Here is an 18290-nt window from a genome sequence, read left to right as displayed (position 1 = left end):
GAACAAGAACGACTGTAATTAATTTAATTAAATAATAAACTCATGAAAAAGATAGTGCTAATTTTTATTGCTTTTTCCTCTTTTGCTCAAAATAATATTAAAGCAATTTACAATGTTAAAATTTCTGAAGATAAGGCTCTAAAAAGCTCACCAGTTATAGATAACTCTTTTATAAAAAAAATAAATGAAAATGCGGAACAACAAGAACCCTTTCTTTTGTTTAATAATGAATTATCTGTTTTTAAACTGGATGATAATGCTATTTTAGAGAATAAATTAGTTGCTATAACGATTCTTACAACAACTACTCCTCTATATATAGATCTAGCTAATAAAACCAAATTTAATGTGTCTGATGATAAGCAGTTTATTATAATGGATTCATTATTAATGGATTGGAATTTAGTTAATGAAACAAAAAAAATTGGTGAGTATGTATGTTATAAAGCGATACAAACCCATCACTATACTAATGGTAGATATGATAAACAAGGTAATTTAAAGTATTTTGAAAAATCTGTTATTGCTTGGTATTGCCCAGAATTAAATTATTCATATGGGCCAAGAGGTTTTGGCGGACTACCAGGTTTAATTATAGAATTACAATATGATAATATACTATATGGTTTAAAAAAAATAGAATTCAATAGTAAAGAAAAATTGCCGCTCTTTTCAAAAAAAGCTAAAATAATTTCACGCTCAGATTTTGAAAAAATGGACTTAGATATTAAAAAAAGCAACATTAAAGGATAAAGAGTTTTTTTACCTTGATCAAATTTTACTAATGATTTTTATAGAATATATTTTTTAAAACATAAAGTTTAATTAAAATAAGGTGTATTTTAATCTTTCATACTATAAATACTTTAGTTTATAAAGTTTTAATAATCAATTTATTTTTCTTGAAATTCATGAAAACAAGGTCGGTATTCAAGAATGTCGAGTAGCAATGTTTGTATTAATTGAAAAACACATGTAGTTTTGAAATATGAGAAATGAGAGAATTAACATCCATTTTTCAAAAAAATAGTCGGCCACTATTTGGGATTGATTCAGCTGATAGTAACCCGTAAAAAAAAACGAGCAAAAAAGGAATGGATAGATTTTCTAAAACAAAACTATCAAACAAGGATAAAGAAAGTTGGCTTTTTCTTGTTTTACGAAGTGCCAACTAAAAAAACAGTCCTTTCTAATTATGTTTTGACGAACACCTAGTATGACTGTAATTAATTTAATTAAAAAACAAATTTATGAAAAAAGTAATTTTTAGTTTAGTATTTTTAATGACGACTTCATTGTGGTCATTTGCAAATACAAATAGTGAACAAGTTTTGGATCCAAGTTGTGAAGAAGCTATGTTTGATGCTATGGAATGGGCTTTGGAAGAAAACTTTGATGATCAAACAGTAAGTTATATTGGAAACTGGGCGTATGCCAATTGTTGGTTAAGGCAAAATTCGGAATTAAACCCTTCATTTTAATTTAATAGGTTATGATTATGAAAAAAATAGTTTTAAGTACACTTATTTTAGTCTCGTTGTCTTCTTTTGCTACAAGATTAAGATCACAACAAGTAGCGGTAGGTTATTGTGATGATAGGATGTTTGATGCGATGGATTGGGCCGCAGAGGCTGGATTAGATGATCAACAAATTGCAAATGCTGGAAATGCTGCATATGCAGAATGTTGGTTAATGAATAGAAACTTAATAAGAGATTCTGGTCAAGGAGTTGATTAAAATGAAAACAGGGGCAATGTCCCCTGTTAAATAAAATATAATGAAGAATAAATTTATACTACTATTTGTACTATTTGCTATAACTACTGTTGTTTCTCAAAATAATGTAGCAAAATATAATGTGCTTTTTAAAGTTCAAAATCCAAAAAGAGAGTCGGCTTTTTTTGATAAAATTACGGAGGCTTCTAAAAATCTTGAATTTGAACTAGTTTTTAATGATAGTGTTTCGTTTTTTTCAATTTCAAAAAAAATGATTTTAGATGATAGAAGTTTTGAAAAAGCTGCTTCTAAAATAATAAGTAAAGGAGATTATTTACATAAAAAAAATAATTCTTCATTTTATGTTATAAATGATAATCTTTATTATGAAAAGAAAAAAGATTCTTCAGATTGGAATATAACCACTGAAGCTAAGGTAATACAAAATTTAACCTGTTATAAAGCAACAAAAATTAAAAAAGTGACCAATCAGAGAGGAACTTTTAATCATGAAATTACAGCATGGTTTTGTCCTGAAATTCCTTTTGGTTATGGTCCTAACGAGTATAATGGTTTGCCTGGTCTGATAGTTGAATTAATTGAAATGCCTGCCACTCATTTTGTGTTAAAATCAATTACTTTTCATAAAGACAATACAGAAATTCTTCAATTGAATAAATTGAAAGAAATTGATGAAAAAGCCTATTATGATGCTATTAAAGCGAATTTGCCTCAAAGATAATGGGTATATAAAAATTGATTCACTAGAAATAAACATTTGTAACATGAAATATTTACCTCTTCTTTTAGTATTTGTTTCCTCTTTTTTATTTTCTCAAAAAAGCGGTAAAATAACCTACAAATCTTATTTTGCTCATGTACAAGCTACAGAAGAGCTGAAAGAAAGCAACAGAATGCGATATCAAGAAGCTTTAGACGAAGAAATGATGGCAAAAATGCTGCGCTTTTCGTTAGATTTTAACGAGAATGAATCCTTATTTTATTTGTCTGAAAGTTTAATTTCTGATGCCGAGAGTAAAAGTGTTAGAGCCTATGTTACCGGTTTGTTTTACGGTATGGATAAATTTTATCTGAATAGAGCAACCGACGAACTTGTCGAACAATTGTACTATTCTTTTGCCATTCTTCTAAGAACTAAAAAAGCCAGTTTTATCGATTGGAATTTAACAAATGAAACCAAAAACATCAATGGATATACCTGTTATAAAGCAACCTATACCTATATTCAAAAATGGAAAGGGAGAGAGTTTCCTTGGCCTGTTATTGCATGGTATTGTCCAGAAATTCCAGTTTCTCTAGGGCCTATTCGATATTCCGGGTTACCGGGTCTAATTTTAGAATTGCAAGAACAGGAAGTTGGATATATAGTTGAAAAAATTGAATTTTTGGATAAAGAAATTCCAATAGAAAAACCAACTGAAGGGGAAGATTTAAAAGATGAAGATATTATTAAAAAAGATAATAAGGTAAAAAGAGAGCTGTTAAATCAGGAGTAGACTATCATTATAGTAAAAAAATGATAAAGACTAATGGCCTAGTTAAAAGTTAGGTATATTTAAATTCAAAAAATAAAAATGCTATTTAATATAGCAGTATTCAATTAAATTTTAAAAATAATATTTATGAAAAAAATAATTTTCAGCCTTGTGGCACTAATTGCATTTACACTTGTATGCTTAGCAAATGAAAACCAAGATGTACAAATAAAAAGTAAAATTGTAGAAGATGAATGTGTTGAGGCGAGTTTCATTGTAGCTGATGCCATTCAAAATGCATTTGGGGTTTCTCTTACTCCAATTGATGAAGGAGAATTACTTTTAGTTCTTTATGAAGCTTGCGATGAAAAACGTCAATAATTAATTAATAGATTGTCAAAAAAAATGATAACCTATTAAATATTTAAATTATTAAAATGAAAAAAATAGTTATTTTATTTTTCTTAGTATCAATTTTGTGTTTTTCTCAAAATTATTCATCAATTGTGGTGAATTACGAATCGATTGTTGAACCAATTAAAATTGACCCTAAAAATGTAGAACATAATGATTTGTTTGAAAATATTAATGAATCTTTTACAAATAAAATTTTTGTTTTAAAAGCCAATAATATGGGTTTTATTTTTAAAGAAAATTTAAAAATGGACGCAGATGATAGTAATAAAAGAATGGCAAAAATAGCCAATCTTGCATATTCAATTTCTGATTATTTTTATGAAAAGAAAAGAAACATATTGTTTTCTGTTACAAATAATTTAAATGTCATTAGTAATACAAATTATAATTGGGAGTTGTCTAGCGAAACGAAAGAAATAGATGCCTATACCTGTTATAAAGCTACTTATAATTATAAGTTTGTTACCAGAAAAGGTAAGGAGGTAAATCGATTGGTAACCGCTTGGTATACGCCTCAAATAAATTTTAATTATGGACCTAATGGCTACATGGGATTGCCGGGTTTAATTTTAGAATTAGAATATGATAAAACCAAACTTGTAGCAAAAGGGATAGAATTTTTTAAAGAAGAGATTAAAATAGATTTCCCAAAAAATAAAGAGGTAACGGAGGAAGAATTTCTTAAAAAAATTGGTATAAATTAATTCTAAATTATTCCCTTATTAATTGTGAAACTTCACTAAAGAAGTCACTTTTTTCTAAGATTTATCAAATAAGAAATACTAATTGAATCTTTTTATAAATAGAAAAGGATTAGCTTGGATGCCTATAAAGAACAAGTTATATGTGTAAAAATAAACAAGAAGATTATGAAAAAATATATATTAAGTGTATTAGTAGCTGTCGCGTTTTCATTAAATGGTGTAGCAAGTAATGATGTTGAAGTTTTTGAAAACCTATCAAATAAAGATATGCAAAATGAAAAAAATATTCAAATAATTCCAGAAGAAAAAACATGTGGTCAAAAATATCTTGAAGATTTCGAAAGATTAGAGAATTTAGGACTTACTTTTGAAGCTGCTGGTGCTATAGCGTTTCATAATTTTCAGAAATGCACGGGTACTTTGTAATATAAAAAATAAAAATTCTTACCATATACATGTATATGGTAAGAATTAATAAATACGTTTAAAATGAAAAAAATTATTTTTTTGATTTTATTTACATTTCATCTGTATGGTCAAATAAATTCAGCCAAAGTAAAATACAATTTGATTATTGGTCAAGATGAAAAGATATCTCAAGATGAAAGAATGGGAGCGTTGTTTGAAAAAGCACAAAACGGAAGTAAAAAAATTTCCTTTTCTCTAGTTTTCAATAAAAAGGCATCCTTGTTTAGTGTGAATGAAATGATTGAAGACGAAGATACCTCTTTAGCAAAAATTTTTTCAGGAGCAAATAGTACTTTCTACACTGAAGTAGGTACAGAAAAAAAAATTAAGCAAACCGAAGGGGCTTTTGGAAAATTTATTATAAATTATACACACAGAACAGACTGGAAATTAGAAAATGAATCCAAATTGATTAATTCCTATTTATGTTATAAAGCAACTTCAGAATTAATTGTAACAAATTCTAAAGGTACTTTTAAATTTCCAGTAACTGCTTGGTATTGTCCCAGTATTCCTTTCAGTTATGGACCTAATGGATATGATGGACTGCCTGGCTTAATTCTTGAACTTCATGAAAGATTTACTGTGTATGGAGTTGAAAAAATAGACTTAAGCACCAATGAAATAGTAATTGAAAAACCAACTAAAGGAAAAAATGTAACTCAAGAAGAATTTAATGAAATTGTTAAAAAACCACCTACTTTTTAATGCTACGACAAAGCTGATGTGCTATTTTATACTCTTTTTTTGTTCCCATTCTTTTTGTCAAACACTCACTGGAACGGTAAAAGATAGTCTACAAAATCCATTAGCCAATGCCAATGTAATTGCCAAACCCTTACTAGAAAACAAAGGACTTAAATTTGCTATTGCCGATCATTTAGGGAGGTATAAACTAGAGCTAGAAAAAGAAGTGCCTTATGAAATTAAAGTTTCCTATTTAGGCTATAAGGAAGCTTTGTTAAAGATAGATGCGAATAGCGATCTTAAAGAGCATCATTTTGTATTACAAGAAAGCGGGCAACAATTAAAGGAAATTGTAATCGACTATGAGTACAAACCGATAGTGGTAAAAAAAGATACCTTAATTTATAATGTGGCTTCTTTTGCCAATGGAAATGAGCGCAAAATGAAAGAAGTGCTAGAAAAGATGCCAGGTGTTGAAGTCGACAAAGATGGAACGGTTACGGTACAAGGTAAAAAAGTAACTCAAATGATGGTGGAAGGCAAATCTTTTTTTGGGGGCGGTTCCAAATTAGCCGTAGAAAATATTCCGGCCGATGCATTAGATAAAATAGAAGTAATTGACCATTTTAATAAAGTGGGTTTTCTAAAAGAAGTGTCAGACAGCGATGAACTGGCCATGAATGTAAAACTCAAAGAAGAGAAAAAGAAATTTGTGTTTGGAGATGTGGAGGCGGGTGCTGAGGTGGCAAACGATAATGGATTTCATTTGTTGCACACGGCTTTGTTTTATTACAGTCCGAAAACCAATGTCAGTTTTATTGGAGATGCGAATAACATAGGAAAAAGAACCTTTTCTTTTCAGGACTTGATGCGTTTTCAAGGAGGTGTGAGTAGTTTTTTTAATGATAGAAAACAATTGACCAATTTGTATGCTTTTACTACCGATAATACCGATGTTATCGAAAATAAATCGCAATTTGGAGCTTTAAATTTTCAACACGATCTCAATTTCAAACTGGCAGTTGAAGGTTTTGCCATTTTTTCAAAACTATTTAGTGCTTCTTTAACGGAAAGCAATAACGAGTATTTGCAAAATAGTGCTTTTACTTTTGAAAATAGAACGACCCAAAAAGAAAATAAAACCTTGCTAGGAATTGCTAATGTTAAGTTAGATTACAGCCCAAGTGACCATTCAAAATGGTTTTACAATGCGCAATTGCAATCGAGTGCCAACGATGCTGCGTCTATGTTGAACTCTATTAGAGATGGACAACAAAGTGTTTTTGAAACCCTAAACGAAGCAGATAACAATCAAATCAAGCAATTTGTAGAATGGCACAAACAGTATAAAAATACCAAGCATACGACAACTTTTGTAGTAAATCAAAGTTATGAAAACAACACTCCTACGAATATTTGGTTAACCGATACTGAATTTTTAGCAGGGTTGATTCCTCTGGAAAATGATAGTTTTTATGAAATTCAGCAAGTTAAAAAAGTAAAAAACAATACTATAGATGCCTTGTTCAAGCATTATTGGATTGTCAACAATTACAATCATTTGTATACCAATGTAGGAAATAATTTTGGTACCACTCATTTGCAAATTTCAGAAAAGCAGTTGGTGTCAGACGGTACGGTGAACGATTTTGCCAATGGTGGTTTTGGAAATGATTTGGAGTATGTGTTGAATGATTTTTATGTAGGCTTGGAATACAAATTCAAAATAGGAAAATGGATTAATAAACCCGGAATCTATACCCATAAGTATCATTTACAAACCCATCAAATTGCCGCTACCTATACTGTAAACAAAACGTATTTGGAACCGCAATGGGATAGTGAGTACGAGTTCAACCAATCGGAAGCACTGACGTTTAAGTACCAACTGTCAAATGATTTTCCAGATGCAACCCAACTATTAGAACGCTATACGTTGCAAAGTTATAATACCGTTTTTAGAGGGAATGCTTTATTGAGTAATGAGCGTTTTCATACGGCTAGTTTGCGTTATAAAAAAACCAGTATGTATCGCGGTTTAATGCTTTTTGCAAACATTAATTTCAATAAAAAGATAAGAACCATTAGAAATAAAGTGGAATTGGACGGAATCAATCAGTTTAACACGCCTATTATTACAGACAATCCAGAAACCAATTGGAGAGCTTACGGTACGCTTAGTAAAAAAATCCACCGTTTTCGATTGCAGTTCAATTCCAGCCTAAGTTGGTTCAGTTATATTCAAACTTTAAATAATCAAACGACTACTAATAATAGAAACAATCAGGCTGTAGGTGTAAAGATAAGTACAGCTACTAAAAAATGGCCTAGTGCCAGTGTAGGGTATAACAAAAGTTTTAGTCAGTTTAGCGGTTTAACTTCGTCCCAATTTACAAATGACGTTTTCTCTTTCAGTTGGGATATCGACTTCTTAAGATCCTTTACTTTTAAAACCGATTATGAAGTGACGTTTAATGAAAATAGTCAAAATCAAAAAACGACTTATCGAATTGGTAATGCCTATTTGAGTTATCAAAAGAAAGATCATCCGTTGCGTTTTGAACTTTCAGCGCGTAACTATTTGAACAACGGGACAATAATTAATAATTCCTTTTCAGATTTTTTAATTTCCAATTCCACAACTTTTACTTTGCCAAGAATTATTTTATTATCGATAAGCTATAAATTATAATCATTTAGTGCTTCTTAAAGTGATAATGTATTTTATCTAAATTCCTGAAAAACCAGTCGAAATTCCCGAATGTCGAGTGCTATCATTTGTCTGGCTCAAAAAAGCCAAGTAGTTTTGATACATCAATTGGAATCGCTTAATAATTTCTTTATAAAAGATTTTAAATATAACATTTCAATTTTTGAATAAACTTCTTATTGCCTGTTCCTAATAAGGTTTATTAATATTGTATACGCCATGTAGTTAGTTATGATTGTATGCCACAAAAAAAAGCGTTCTCCTTAAGAACGCTTTTTTCATGCACAAACCGTAGTCCTTATTTTCATGGACTAATGTTTTTGCTGTTGCTTTTTAATGGTTTTTTTATCAATATCAAATTGATTGGTTTTCTGATCGACATTCCCAGTAGGATTCGTCGGATTAGTCTGTTCTTTGGTTGTTTTAAACTTTTTTGAATCTTTAATAATTCCCATAATATGTGTGTTTTAATGTTATAGGAAGAATATAACCAATTCCAATTTAAATTCTCTTAAAACTATCCTAAACTATTGTAAAAGAGCGTTAAAAAATGGGTTGTTATTGTTTTATAGTAGATTAAAAAGAAAGGCTTCCTTTTTTTCTTGTTTCTTGTTTCTTGTTTCTTGTTTCTTTTTTCTTTTCTCTTTTTCTACTGCATCTTTTGAAACAAATCCCAAACCACAATTCCGGCACTCACCGAAATGTTTAAAGAATGCTTGGTGCCTAGTTGAGGAATTTCAATAACCCCATCACTTTTATTAATTGCTTCTTGAGCCACCCCTTTTACTTCGTTTCCAAAAATTAACGCATATTTTTTAGTAGCATCCACTTTAAAATCGTTCAGCATAATCGAGTTTTCAGTTTGCTCAATAGAATGCACCACAACTTGTTCTTGGTGTAAGCGATCTACCACTTCTAATACGTCTTTGGCATATTCCCAAGCTACCGTTTCAGTTGCCCCCAAAGCGGTTTTATGAATTTCTTTATTGGGTGGCACGGCAGTAATACCACATAAATAAATTTTTTCTACTAAAAAGGCATCGGCCGTTCTAAATACCGAACCAATGTTATGTAAACTTCGAATGTCGTCTAATACTAAAATGAGCGGTGTTTTCTCTGCTTCTTTAAAGCCTTCTTTGTCTAATCGCTCTAGTTCTGCGTTGGCTAATTTTCTCATAGGGCAAAGATAGCTTTTAGTTTAAAAGTTTAAAATAGTTTAAAGATTTAATGTGGTGTATGTTTTTGAAATACATATTGTCAGTGCTGTCGATTTTTGTAACTTCGCACTTATTAAAAAAATACAGACAGTGGCTAAAACATCATCGGATACCGCGGCAAAGGGAAAAGAGAAAAAGGAAACTCCTTTAATGAAGCAATACAATGAAATCAAACGCAAATATCCCGATGCTTGTTTGTTGTTTCGTGTAGGTGATTTTTACGAAACCTTTGGAGAAGATGCTGTTCGTTCGGCTGGAATTTTAGGAATTACGCTAACCAAAAGGGGAGCGGGTTCTGATAGCGAAACTGCTTTAGCGGGTTTTCCTCACCATTCTTTAAATACCTATTTGCCTAAATTAGTTAAGGCAGGACTTCGAGTAGCTATTTGTGATCAATTAGAAGATCCAAAAATGACCAAAACCATTGTGAAGCGAGGGGTTACCGAATTAGTAACACCAGGAGTAGCCATGAATGATGAGGTACTGCAAGCGAAATCCAATAACTTTTTGGCATCGGTACACTTTGGTAAAAAGAACCTAGGAATTGCCTTTCTAGATGTTTCAACGGGTGAGTTTTTAACCGCACAAGGGAATGAGGAATACATCGACAAACTCTTGCAAAATTTTAATCCTAGTGAAGTTTTAGTGCCAAAGCATCACAAGACTCAATTTAAAGAAGTTTTCGGTGATGATTTGCATTCCTTTTTTCTAGAAGATTGGGTGTACAAGGAAGATTATGCGATGGATACCTTAACCAAGCATTTTCAAACCAATTCCCTAAAAGGGTATGGTATAGAAGAATTACAAGAAGGTATTGTGGCGTCGGGTGCGATTCTGTATTATTTATCGGAAACCCAACATAATAAAATTCAACATATTACAAACATTCAGCGTATTGCAGAAGATGCCTACGTGTGGATGGATCGTTTTACCATTCGCAATCTGGAATTGTATCATTCAACCAATGTAAATGCAGTAACGCTTTTAGATGTGATTGATAAAACCTTGTCGCCTATGGGGTCGCGTTTGCTGAAACGTTGGTTGGCTTTACCGCTTAAAGATGCTGCGCGCATTCAAAGTCGTCATGAAGTGGTGGCATATTTAAAAGAAAATACGGAAACCTTACAAAAGATTCAGTACCAAATTAAGCAAATTACCGATTTAGAGCGTTTGATTTCTAAAGTGGCAACAGGGAAAGTTTCTCCAAGAGAAGTGGTGTACTTGAACGATTCTTTGAACGCTATTATTCCAATAAAGGAAGTAGCTTTGCAAAGTAAGAATGAAGCCTTAAAAGCGATAGGCGATAGTTTGCATGCCTGCGAATTGTTGCGTGAAAAAATTCAAACGACCTTAAATCCAGAGGCACCAGTACATGTGAATAAAGGAAATGCGATTGCGACAGGAGTACATGCAGAATTAGACGAATTAAGAGCCATTTCTTCCAAAGGGAAAGGCTATTTAGAAGATTTAGAAGTGAGAGAAAGTGAGAAAACAGGAATTTCTTCTTTAAAAGTGTCGTTTAATAATGTGTTTGGTTATTATATAGAAGTTCGAAATACCCATAAAGATAAAGTTCCAGCCGATTGGATTAGAAAGCAAACGCTAGTAAATGCGGAGCGTTATATTACGGAGGAGCTTAAAGAATACGAAAGTAAAATTTTAGGTGCAGAAGATAAAATTCAGCAATTGGAAAGTCAGTTGTTTGAACAATTGGTCAACTGGATGGCAACCTATATTAAACCTGTGCAACACAATGCCAATTTAATTGCACAGTTGGATTGTTTGAATTCGTTTACCCAATTGGCCATAGAACATAAATATGTACAACCTATAATCGATGACAGTTACGATTTAGAAATTAAGGAAGGAAGACACCCTGTGATTGAAAAACAATTGCCCGTAGGAGTGCCTTATATTTCCAATGATGTTTTCTTAGATAATGTAAGCCAACAAATCATTATGATTACAGGGCCGAATATGTCGGGTAAATCGGCCATATTAAGACAAACCGCTCTGATTGTGTTGTTGGCCCAAATGGGAAGCTTTGTGCCTGCAGAAAGTGTACGTATGGGTATTGTAGATAAGATTTTTACTAGAGTAGGAGCTAGTGATAATATTTCTATGGGCGAATCGACCTTTATGGTGGAAATGAACGAAACCGCTTCAATCTTGAATAACATTTCGGATAGAAGTTTGGTCTTATTGGACGAAATTGGTAGAGGAACTTCTACTTATGACGGAATTTCGATTGCATGGGCGATTTCTGAATATTTACACGAACATCCCAACAAACCGAAAACGCTTTTTGCAACTCATTACCACGAATTGAATGAAATGGAAGCGATTTTTGAACGCATTCAGAATTTTAATGTTTCGGTTAAAGAATTAAAAGATACGGTTTTATTTATTCGTAAATTGGTTAAAGGAGGAAGCGCGCATAGTTTTGGTATTCATGTGGCGAAAATGGCGGGAATGCCACAAGTGGTAATTCAAAAAGCACAAAAGTTATTAAAGAAATTAGAAAAAGAACATTCAGGTGATGCCTTAAACGGAACCAAATTAGAAAAAGAAGCCGAAATGCAATTGAGTATTTTTAATTTAGACGATCCTTTATTGGAAGAAATTAAAGATGAAATTTTAAATATCGACATCAATACGTTAACTCCTGTTGAAGCTTTAATGAAGTTAAACGAGATAAAAAGGATGTTAACGAAAAAATAATTTAAAAATAAGGTATTCGTTACCAAATGGTTATAAAAAACTTTAATTTTTTTTACCAAAAGTACTTGCAGAATATAAAATATGTACTATATTTGCACTCGCAATACGGAACAAGAGTGAGTGTTGCTAAAGTTCTTAAAAAGACGCAAACGCGAAAATAGCTCAGTTGGTAGAGCGCAACCTTGCCAAGGTTGAGGTCGCGGGTTCGAACCCCGTTTTTCGCTCAACACTACCAAATAAAAATATTTTTGCTCGAGTGGTGGAATTGGTAGACACGCTGGACTTAAAATCCAGTGAACAGTAATGTTCGTGCGGGTTCAAGTCCCGCCTTGAGTACAAAAAGCTTCTAACTTTGTTAGGAGCTTTTTTTGTTTCTACTAGTTTTTCTCTTATAGGAGTTTGTTATCGTAGCTTAAAAACGTTCTTTTTATGGGGAAATAGAGCGTGTACAATCATTTTCTTGTCAGTAACTAAGCTCGTATTTTCCTCAAAATAAAAATTGGTTAAATTCCAAACAATCATAATCGCAGAAAAGTAATATAAATTTAAAACTAAAGCGATTCCGATGTGCATGGAAATGGTTAAAATAACCCATAATTTTCGGGTTTTTGGAATCCATACAAATATAGGATAGCACATTTCTATTACTATGGTAGACCAACCGATAAGTACTAGAATAAAACTATGGTCTGCCAACCAACTAAAATCAAAACTAAAATCGCGGTTGGCATAAGGTAAATTTATGGCTTTCCATATCGATTCACCATTCCACCAATTAAATCCTAATAATTTATCAAAACCGGAAAAGAAATAAGCGATGCTAACATGAATTTGAAAAAGACGCTTCACAGGCATATAGTGAGTCTGTTTCTTTTGCTTGGTACGGAATAGATTTCGTATTGAAAAAACGGTATCTGAAGGAAATAAAATCAAATAGAAGAGCGACATACTGGTGAAAAAATCAGCACCATAAATAAAAAAGCTACTACCTTTCATTAATAGTATTTGGATGAATAGGAGTAAGCATGCGCTAATTCTAGAGTAGCAACCAAGGATAATAGCGATTCCTAAGGTAATATAAGTTATTTTGGTTAACCCAATAGTAGTGGCTTCAGAAATTCCGATAGTTTCTAATTGTTGTATAACCACTGGGAAGGTAAGTTGCCAATCTTGATTAAAAGTAGCCATAATATCCATAGGAATTATACTTTTACTTGAAAAGAATTGGTCGAAATCACTAAAAATAGATATGAAGTGTAATAGTATAATTATTCCTGCTGCCACTCTGAAAAACAATAGAAACTCATGATTGATTGAGGGAGCAAAGAAAAAATGTTCGATTTTAGAATAGATTTTGGATAGTTTTTTCATTTTGAAATTTATTTATATTCGCCTATAAGAATTAGTTGTTCTGATTTTTCTCCTTTTTTATAGCTTTTTAAATCAGGGTAATGGTATAAATATAATCGTGCGGTTATGGTCTTGGTAGCTGGATTTTCATTTTTTACAGAAACTGCAATTTGTTTCACGATAATATCTAAATATTGTTGGTATTTATTGTCTTTTAGGTTTCCTCCTTCAGCGGATATTTTGTCTAAAAACATATTGTATACCGAAGTGTAGCGCGTAATGCTTTCTTTGTTTTTAAAAGCAGGCATAATTTTATTTTCAATGACATTGCCTTTGGCATCTTTTAATTCGAATAACAAAACAAAATCACTAGCTACATTGGGTGCAAAAAAACTATATCCTGTATCAAAACCTGTATAGGATAAAAAAATACTGACCGGTTTTAGTTTGATGATTTCTTCTGAAAGAGTGTATATAACGGGTTTGTTGTATTCTTTTTCAGCATAATAAAAGCCATAATACCCATCAAGTGTTCCTTTTAAGCCAACAGTGAGAACCAAGAAAAGAACAGTAAAAACGCCAAGCAGTTGTAGTTTCTTTTTCATTATAGTACATTTTAAAAAGACAAGACCAATAGTAAATCAGTCTTGTCTTGTGTTTAACGGTATTGTTGAATAACGCCTTCTAAACGTGTTTGTAATTCTTTATCTGGAGCTACATTGTTCACTCGGAATAAAACTCTAGAATATTTATTTACTCCCATAAAATCGCCACAAATATTAGCGTCATCAAGACCATAAACACTTAGTTTTGATAACGTATTAATGTCTTTGTCACTCATTCTAACCGCTTTTGTTGCAATTTGATTATTAGTAATTGCTACATTGCCGTTTATCAAAGTGGGGTTGTATTTGTTTAAAATTTCGTCTAATTGACTTTTTAAATCACCAAATTGAGACCAGTCGATTTGTGCGGTTTCAAAACATCCTTTGTGAATAAAGTTGATTCTTTGAATTCTAGATATTCGATCTAAGTTTTGAATTCTTTGGATAAACTGAATTTGTTGTGTGTTTACTAAATAAGATAGAAAAGCTTTTCCTTTAATTTGACCTGCATACTCTTTGTTTAACGCTAGTAACTTTTCAATATCTCCAGAGGAGATTTCTTTTGTACTTTGGATGAGGAAATTTCCATCAACCAAATAATTTCCTGCTTCATTATACAATAATGATTTCCTTGGCTTGCATTGTGAGAGTATAAATACACCCAAAGCAAGACATGCAATTAAGCTGATTGTTTTTAGTTTCATGTTTTTATTTTTTTAATTGCCTACTCTATTGTTGACTTTTCGGCTTCCGTCAATAAAAGCATAAAATTAATTGTATAATATATTGATTGAAAGGGGTTTATGCCTGAAATTATTAAGGGTATTTCCCCTTTTTTAGCTAAAAACAGATTTTAGGATATAGAAATGCGATGATTTTCTTGATAACTTATTTTTAATATTGTTTTGTAGTTAGTTTCAAAATAGTATTTTGCGACACTGCAATTAACAAACAAGAAACATGGCGACTTTTGTGATTACAAAAAGATTGAATGGGGAGTATAAGTACGAATTAACCTCTCGCAAAGGAAAGACGATTTTTACGAGTAACAGTTTTGAATTGCGCTTTGAATGTGAAGAGCATATTTTGCATTTACAAGCAAGTATTGAAAAGTTGATTTTTATGCGGTTTAGATCTGGAAATGGGAAGTTTTTCTTTCGTATTATTTTAGACGATAAACAAATCGCAGTAAGTAGAAAATATTCCACGCAATTATTACTTCAAAAAGGAATAGATGAATTTGTAAAATATGGGGTTTTAGCGGAAATTTTAGATTTTTCTTCGGATGAAGATATTTTTGCAACTTTTGAATAATTTCCTTTTTTTGTAAAATTAAAGTGTAAAAATTTTACACACTTATTTTACACAGTGTTACTTTTTTAATTTAGTAAAAAAAAACATATTTATAAGGAAAAACCGTTTTTAAAAGAAGTAAGGGTGTTTTTTTTAAAGGGTGTGAAAGAATAAAATGCTCTTTTTAAAAAAATAAGGCATAAAAAAAGCTCCACCGTGTGGAGCTTAATTTTTTTTGCTAGTTAGCAACTAATTACTTAGCTGGAGTTTCAGCTGGAGTTTCAGTAGCTTCTTCAACAGCAGTAGTAGCTGAGTCAGCAGCAACTTCAACAGCTTCAACAGCCTCTTCTGCAGTAGCCTCAACAGCTTCAACAGCTTCAACAGCAGTTTCTTCAGCTGGAGTTTCAGCGTTATTTTCTTTACAAGAAACGAACATCATAGCAACTAATGCTAAACTTAAAACAACTTTTTTCATCTTACTAAATTATAAAAGGTTAATTATTAATTCGGAGCAAAGATATAAATTTTTTGACTTGACAAAATATTTTTTGAATTTTTTTTTAAAAATTTTTATTCTTCACTCTGGTGTTCATTATGAGCAAATTACATGCCAAAAAAAATGAAAAATCTTATCTTTTTTTCTTAGATTTCTTAGTTGAATTTTTTGGATGCACCAATTTCATTTCTTCAATCAAATTTGTTGCATTCGCATACTTGTCTACAATGAATAAAACATAACGAATATCTACCATGATATTTCTACAAATAGAAGGGTCGTAATGAATGTCGCTCATCGTACCTTCCCAAACGCGGTCAAAATTTAATCCTATCAAATTTCCTGATGCATCAATAGCAGGACTACCTGAGTTTCCACCAGTTGTATGATTGGTTCCTATAAAACAAACAGGCATTTTTCCGTTTTCACCATAGATGCCATAATCTTTAGTGTTGTATAATTCAATTAGTTTTGCAGGTACATCAAACTCATAATCTCCAGGAACGTATTTTTCAATAATTCCTTCTAAGTGTGTTACGGGTTGGTAATAAACAGCATCACTCGGACTGTATCCTTTTACTTTACCATAGGTAACACGAAGTGTACTATTTGCATCTGGAAAGAAACGCGCATCTGGAAAGAGTTCCAATTGTGCTTTCATATATTCTCTTTGTAGAGCATTAATTTTTAAATTAAGCTCATTATAAGTTCCAGCTACATTCGCAGCATAATAATCGGCTAGTAATTTTACTAATTGATATCCTTTATCATTATTTAATTGCTCCATTACTACCTTACTATCACCTTCTAATAATTCTTGAACCCCTTTGTAAGAAGTTAGCTTTGAATTTGAATAAATGGTTTTAGCTAAAGTGGTAATGTCTTCAGATTTTAAACTTGCTGGTATAAAAGGAGATTTAGTACTGTATAAACGCATTAATTGTTCAAAAACACGTTCGTCTACAGTAGGATTAAAATCTTTATAGGCATCTTCAAAACGTAGTAAAGCGTTTTGTTTACGATCTGTAAAGGCTTGTTCGCCTCTAGCATTAAAAATTTGCTCCAATTGATATAGTTGGAAACCAAAACTTAATAATTCAGTATTTCTTAAAACGACTTCATTAAAATAATCACGTGCTAAAGCATAATCATTTATTTTAGTATAACTCTCTTTGAAATCACTTAATAAAGTTCCATACTCTTTGCTTTTTCCTGCTTTGTCAACTCTTTTAGAAAATTCAGCTTCAAAATCTTGTTTAATTTTAAGGGCATTTGATTTTTCTAAACCTTGTTTCTCACCAATCCATTTTTTCCAGTAATTGGCTACACTAGCATATTTAGAAGCATATTGTATTTTGATAGCTTTGTCCTTTCTCATGAAACCATCTTGTACTTTTAAAGCTGCATCACGAATTTCAATTTTTGCTGGGTTTAATGTGTTTACAAGTTGTTCTACAGCAAATGAAGGTAAATATTCTTGTGTTCTTCCTGGAAAACCAAATACTAATGTAAAATCGTCTTCACTTATTCCATCAATTGAAATTGGTAGGAAGTGTTTAGGAGTATACGGAATATTATCAGTTGCATATTCAGCAGGTTTATTGTCTTTGTTGGCGTAAATTCTAAAAATAGAGAAATCACCTGTGTGTCTTGGCCATACCCAGTTGTCGGTATCTGATCCAAATTTACCAATGGAACTTGGAGGTGCACCCACAAGGCGAATGTCTTTAAAAGTTTCCGTTACAAAAAGAATATATTGATTGCCTTCGTAAAACGTTCTGATTTTAGCTTCTTGCCAAGATTCTTTAGCAAAAGTATTTTGTACTTTAGTTATATTTTCTTGAATTTTCTTTTGTTTTTCTGCTTCTGAAGAAAGGCTAGCTACACCTTCTAGTACTTGTGTAGTTACATCATTAATACTTACAATAAGGGTAGCCACCATACCTGGATTTGGTAATTCAGCTTGTTTAGTTTTTGCCCAAAAACCATCTTGTAAATAATCATGTTCTACGGAAGAATGACTTTGAATCGCATCATATCCACAGTGGTGATTGGTTAAGATAAGTCCTTGGTTTGAAATAATTTCAGAAGTACAGCCACCATTAAAATGTACAATGGCATCTTTTAAACTAGATTTGTTTACATCATAAATGTCTTCCGCAGTCATTTTCATGCCCAGGTTCTTCATTTCGGTTTCATTCATTCCTTTTAATAAAGAGGGAATCCACATACCTCCTTGTTGAGAAAAAATAGGAATAGTGAATAATAAGATCAGTAATTTTAAAAACTTCATAATTGATAGGTTTATTATAGCGCGCAATTTACGTAATTTTTAATGGCTTTAAAAAAATGTACACGCAGATTTGTACTACTAAAAGGGAATAATAGAATAGGTTGGAATATTATTAA

Annotated in this window: 19 protein-coding genes and 2 tRNA genes; 14 read left to right on the top strand and 7 right to left on the bottom strand. The window is 31.6% G+C overall.

Going from position 1 to position 18290, the window contains the following annotated elements:
• Window positions 1-42: 42 nt before the first annotated feature.
• From FHG05_RS06340 to FHG05_RS06295, 10 genes are all read left to right on the top strand, one after another.
• Entirely contained in the window at window positions 43-753 is a 711-nt protein-coding gene (locus FHG05_RS06340) for a GLPGLI family protein (RefSeq protein WP_140997174.1), read from the top strand.
• A gap of 497 nt (window positions 754-1250) precedes the next feature.
• A complete protein-coding gene (locus FHG05_RS06335) occupies window positions 1251-1481 on the top strand; it encodes a hypothetical protein (RefSeq protein WP_140997173.1) in 231 nt (76 codons plus the stop codon).
• 17 nt (window positions 1482-1498) lie between these two features.
• Complete coding sequence (locus FHG05_RS06330; RefSeq protein WP_140997172.1) at window positions 1499-1738, top strand: hypothetical protein; 240 nt, start codon at window positions 1499-1501, stop codon at window positions 1736-1738.
• Window positions 1739-1778: 40 nt separating this feature from the next.
• Entirely contained in the window at window positions 1779-2459 is a 681-nt protein-coding gene (locus FHG05_RS06325; protein ID WP_140997171.1) for a GLPGLI family protein, read from the top strand.
• 43 nt (window positions 2460-2502) lie between these two features.
• Window positions 2503-3234, top strand: coding sequence for a GLPGLI family protein (locus FHG05_RS06320; RefSeq protein WP_181369149.1), 732 nt, complete (start codon window positions 2503-2505; stop codon window positions 3232-3234).
• Between the two features lie 126 nt (window positions 3235-3360).
• Window positions 3361-3594 carry a hypothetical protein gene (locus FHG05_RS06315; protein ID WP_140997169.1) on the top strand — a complete coding sequence of 78 codons (234 nt, stop codon included), beginning with the start codon at window positions 3361-3363 and terminating at the stop codon, window positions 3592-3594.
• Window positions 3595-3650: 56 nt separating this feature from the next.
• The gene (locus FHG05_RS06310; protein WP_140997168.1) at window positions 3651-4334 is read left to right on the top strand and encodes a GLPGLI family protein; all 684 of its coding nucleotides are present in this window, start codon (window positions 3651-3653) and stop codon (window positions 4332-4334) included.
• Between the two features lie 165 nt (window positions 4335-4499).
• On the top strand, window positions 4500-4760 hold the full coding sequence (locus FHG05_RS06305; protein ID WP_140997167.1) for a hypothetical protein: 261 nt from the start codon (window positions 4500-4502) through the stop codon (window positions 4758-4760).
• Between the two features lie 63 nt (window positions 4761-4823).
• Complete coding sequence (locus tag FHG05_RS06300; protein ID WP_140997166.1) at window positions 4824-5510, top strand: GLPGLI family protein; 687 nt, start codon at window positions 4824-4826, stop codon at window positions 5508-5510.
• Window positions 5479-8181, top strand: coding sequence for a carboxypeptidase-like regulatory domain-containing protein (locus FHG05_RS06295; protein WP_140997165.1), 2703 nt, complete (start codon window positions 5479-5481; stop codon window positions 8179-8181). The genes FHG05_RS06300 and FHG05_RS06295 overlap by 32 nt, the downstream gene beginning before the upstream one ends.
• A gap of 329 nt (window positions 8182-8510) precedes the next feature.
• Here the strand turns inward: FHG05_RS06295 and FHG05_RS18340 are convergent, their stop codons facing one another.
• Window positions 8511-8654, bottom strand: a complete 144-nt coding sequence (locus FHG05_RS18340; protein WP_181369148.1) for a hypothetical protein — start codon at window positions 8652-8654, stop codon at window positions 8511-8513.
• Window positions 8655-8848: 194 nt separating this feature from the next.
• The gene (locus tag FHG05_RS06290) at window positions 8849-9376 is read right to left on the bottom strand and encodes an RNA methyltransferase (protein ID WP_140997164.1); all 528 of its coding nucleotides are present in this window, start codon (window positions 9374-9376) and stop codon (window positions 8849-8851) included.
• A 190-nt stretch (window positions 9377-9566) separates the two neighbouring features.
• Between FHG05_RS06290 and mutS the strand changes: the two genes are divergently transcribed.
• The 3 genes from mutS (at window position 9567) to FHG05_RS06275 (ending at window position 12473) form a co-directional block, all read left to right on the top strand.
• On the top strand, window positions 9567-12137 hold the full coding sequence (mutS, locus tag FHG05_RS06285; protein ID WP_140997249.1) for a DNA mismatch repair protein MutS: 2571 nt from the start codon (window positions 9567-9569) through the stop codon (window positions 12135-12137).
• Between the two features lie 151 nt (window positions 12138-12288).
• A tRNA-Gly gene (locus tag FHG05_RS06280) sits at window positions 12289-12361 on the top strand.
• Between the two features lie 26 nt (window positions 12362-12387).
• Window positions 12388-12473, top strand: a tRNA-Leu gene (locus tag FHG05_RS06275).
• Window positions 12474-12539: 66 nt separating this feature from the next.
• Here the strand turns inward: FHG05_RS06275 and FHG05_RS06270 are convergent.
• Genes FHG05_RS06270 through FHG05_RS06260 form a run of 3 tightly spaced genes read right to left on the bottom strand, consistent with a single transcriptional unit; the run spans window position 12540 to window position 14796 of the window.
• Entirely contained in the window at window positions 12540-13508 is a 969-nt protein-coding gene (locus tag FHG05_RS06270; RefSeq protein WP_140997163.1) for an HTTM domain-containing protein, read from the bottom strand.
• Window positions 13509-13516: 8 nt separating this feature from the next.
• Complete coding sequence (locus FHG05_RS06265) at window positions 13517-14092, bottom strand: hypothetical protein (RefSeq protein ID WP_140997162.1); 576 nt, start codon at window positions 14090-14092, stop codon at window positions 13517-13519.
• 53 nt (window positions 14093-14145) lie between these two features.
• The gene (locus FHG05_RS06260) at window positions 14146-14796 is read right to left on the bottom strand and encodes a hypothetical protein (protein ID WP_140997161.1); all 651 of its coding nucleotides are present in this window, start codon (window positions 14794-14796) and stop codon (window positions 14146-14148) included.
• Window positions 14797-15052: 256 nt separating this feature from the next.
• Between FHG05_RS06260 and FHG05_RS06255 the strand changes: the two genes are divergently transcribed.
• Entirely contained in the window at window positions 15053-15406 is a 354-nt protein-coding gene (locus FHG05_RS06255; protein ID WP_140997160.1) for a DUF1508 domain-containing protein, read from the top strand.
• Window positions 15407-15638: 232 nt separating this feature from the next.
• On the opposite strand, the gene FHG05_RS06250 is transcribed toward FHG05_RS06255, so the two are convergent.
• Both FHG05_RS06250 and FHG05_RS06245 read right to left on the bottom strand, forming a co-directional pair.
• Window positions 15639-15860 (bottom strand): hypothetical protein, encoded by a 222-nt coding sequence (locus FHG05_RS06250; RefSeq protein ID WP_140997159.1) that lies wholly within the window; start codon window positions 15858-15860, stop codon window positions 15639-15641.
• A gap of 154 nt (window positions 15861-16014) precedes the next feature.
• Complete coding sequence (locus FHG05_RS06245) at window positions 16015-18174, bottom strand: S46 family peptidase (RefSeq protein WP_140997158.1); 2160 nt, start codon at window positions 18172-18174, stop codon at window positions 16015-16017.
• Between the last annotated feature and the right edge of the window lie 116 nt (window positions 18175-18290).

The sequence above is a fragment of the Flavobacterium profundi genome (assembly GCF_006491645.1).
In the GTDB taxonomy this organism is placed as follows: domain Bacteria; phylum Bacteroidota; class Bacteroidia; order Flavobacteriales; family Flavobacteriaceae; genus Flavobacterium; species Flavobacterium profundi.
Note: the sequence above shows the minus strand (reverse complement) of the source record. Positions and strands in the feature narration are given on the sequence as shown.

Excerpts from the sequence above, each read along its gene's own strand:
- FHG05_RS06340 (WP_140997174.1), top strand. The coding sequence starts at position 43 with ATGAAAAAGATAGTGCTAATTTTTATTGCTTTTTCCTCTTTTGCTCAA.
- FHG05_RS06335 (WP_140997173.1), top strand. The coding sequence starts at position 1,251 with ATGAAAAAAGTAATTTTTAGTTTAGTATTTTTAATGACGACTTCATTG.
- FHG05_RS06330 (WP_140997172.1), top strand. The coding sequence starts at position 1,499 with ATGAAAAAAATAGTTTTAAGTACACTTATTTTAGTCTCGTTGTCTTCT.
- FHG05_RS06325 (WP_140997171.1), top strand. The coding sequence starts at position 1,779 with ATGAAGAATAAATTTATACTACTATTTGTACTATTTGCTATAACTACT.
- FHG05_RS06320 (WP_181369149.1), top strand. The coding sequence starts at position 2,503 with ATGAAATATTTACCTCTTCTTTTAGTATTTGTTTCCTCTTTTTTATTT.
- FHG05_RS06315 (WP_140997169.1), top strand. The coding sequence starts at position 3,361 with ATGAAAAAAATAATTTTCAGCCTTGTGGCACTAATTGCATTTACACTT.
- FHG05_RS06310 (WP_140997168.1), top strand. The coding sequence starts at position 3,651 with ATGAAAAAAATAGTTATTTTATTTTTCTTAGTATCAATTTTGTGTTTT.
- FHG05_RS06305 (WP_140997167.1), top strand. The coding sequence starts at position 4,500 with ATGAAAAAATATATATTAAGTGTATTAGTAGCTGTCGCGTTTTCATTA.
- FHG05_RS06300 (WP_140997166.1), top strand. The coding sequence starts at position 4,824 with ATGAAAAAAATTATTTTTTTGATTTTATTTACATTTCATCTGTATGGT.
- FHG05_RS06295 (WP_140997165.1), top strand. The coding sequence starts at position 5,479 with ATGAAATTGTTAAAAAACCACCTACTTTTTAATGCTACGACAAAGCTG.
- FHG05_RS18340 (WP_181369148.1), bottom strand. The coding sequence starts at position 8,654 with ATGGGAATTATTAAAGATTCAAAAAAGTTTAAAACAACCAAAGAACAG.
- FHG05_RS06290 (WP_140997164.1), bottom strand. The coding sequence starts at position 9,376 with ATGAGAAAATTAGCCAACGCAGAACTAGAGCGATTAGACAAAGAAGGC.
- mutS (WP_140997249.1), top strand. The coding sequence starts at position 9,567 with ATGAAGCAATACAATGAAATCAAACGCAAATATCCCGATGCTTGTTTG.
- FHG05_RS06270 (WP_140997163.1), bottom strand. The coding sequence starts at position 13,508 with ATGAAAAAACTATCCAAAATCTATTCTAAAATCGAACATTTTTTCTTT.
- FHG05_RS06265 (WP_140997162.1), bottom strand. The coding sequence starts at position 14,092 with ATGAAAAAGAAACTACAACTGCTTGGCGTTTTTACTGTTCTTTTCTTG.
- FHG05_RS06260 (WP_140997161.1), bottom strand. The coding sequence starts at position 14,796 with ATGAAACTAAAAACAATCAGCTTAATTGCATGTCTTGCTTTGGGTGTA.
- FHG05_RS06255 (WP_140997160.1), top strand. The coding sequence starts at position 15,053 with ATGGCGACTTTTGTGATTACAAAAAGATTGAATGGGGAGTATAAGTAC.
- FHG05_RS06250 (WP_140997159.1), bottom strand. The coding sequence starts at position 15,860 with ATGAAAAAAGTTGTTTTAAGTTTAGCATTAGTTGCTATGATGTTCGTT.
- FHG05_RS06245 (WP_140997158.1), bottom strand. The coding sequence starts at position 18,174 with ATGAAGTTTTTAAAATTACTGATCTTATTATTCACTATTCCTATTTTT.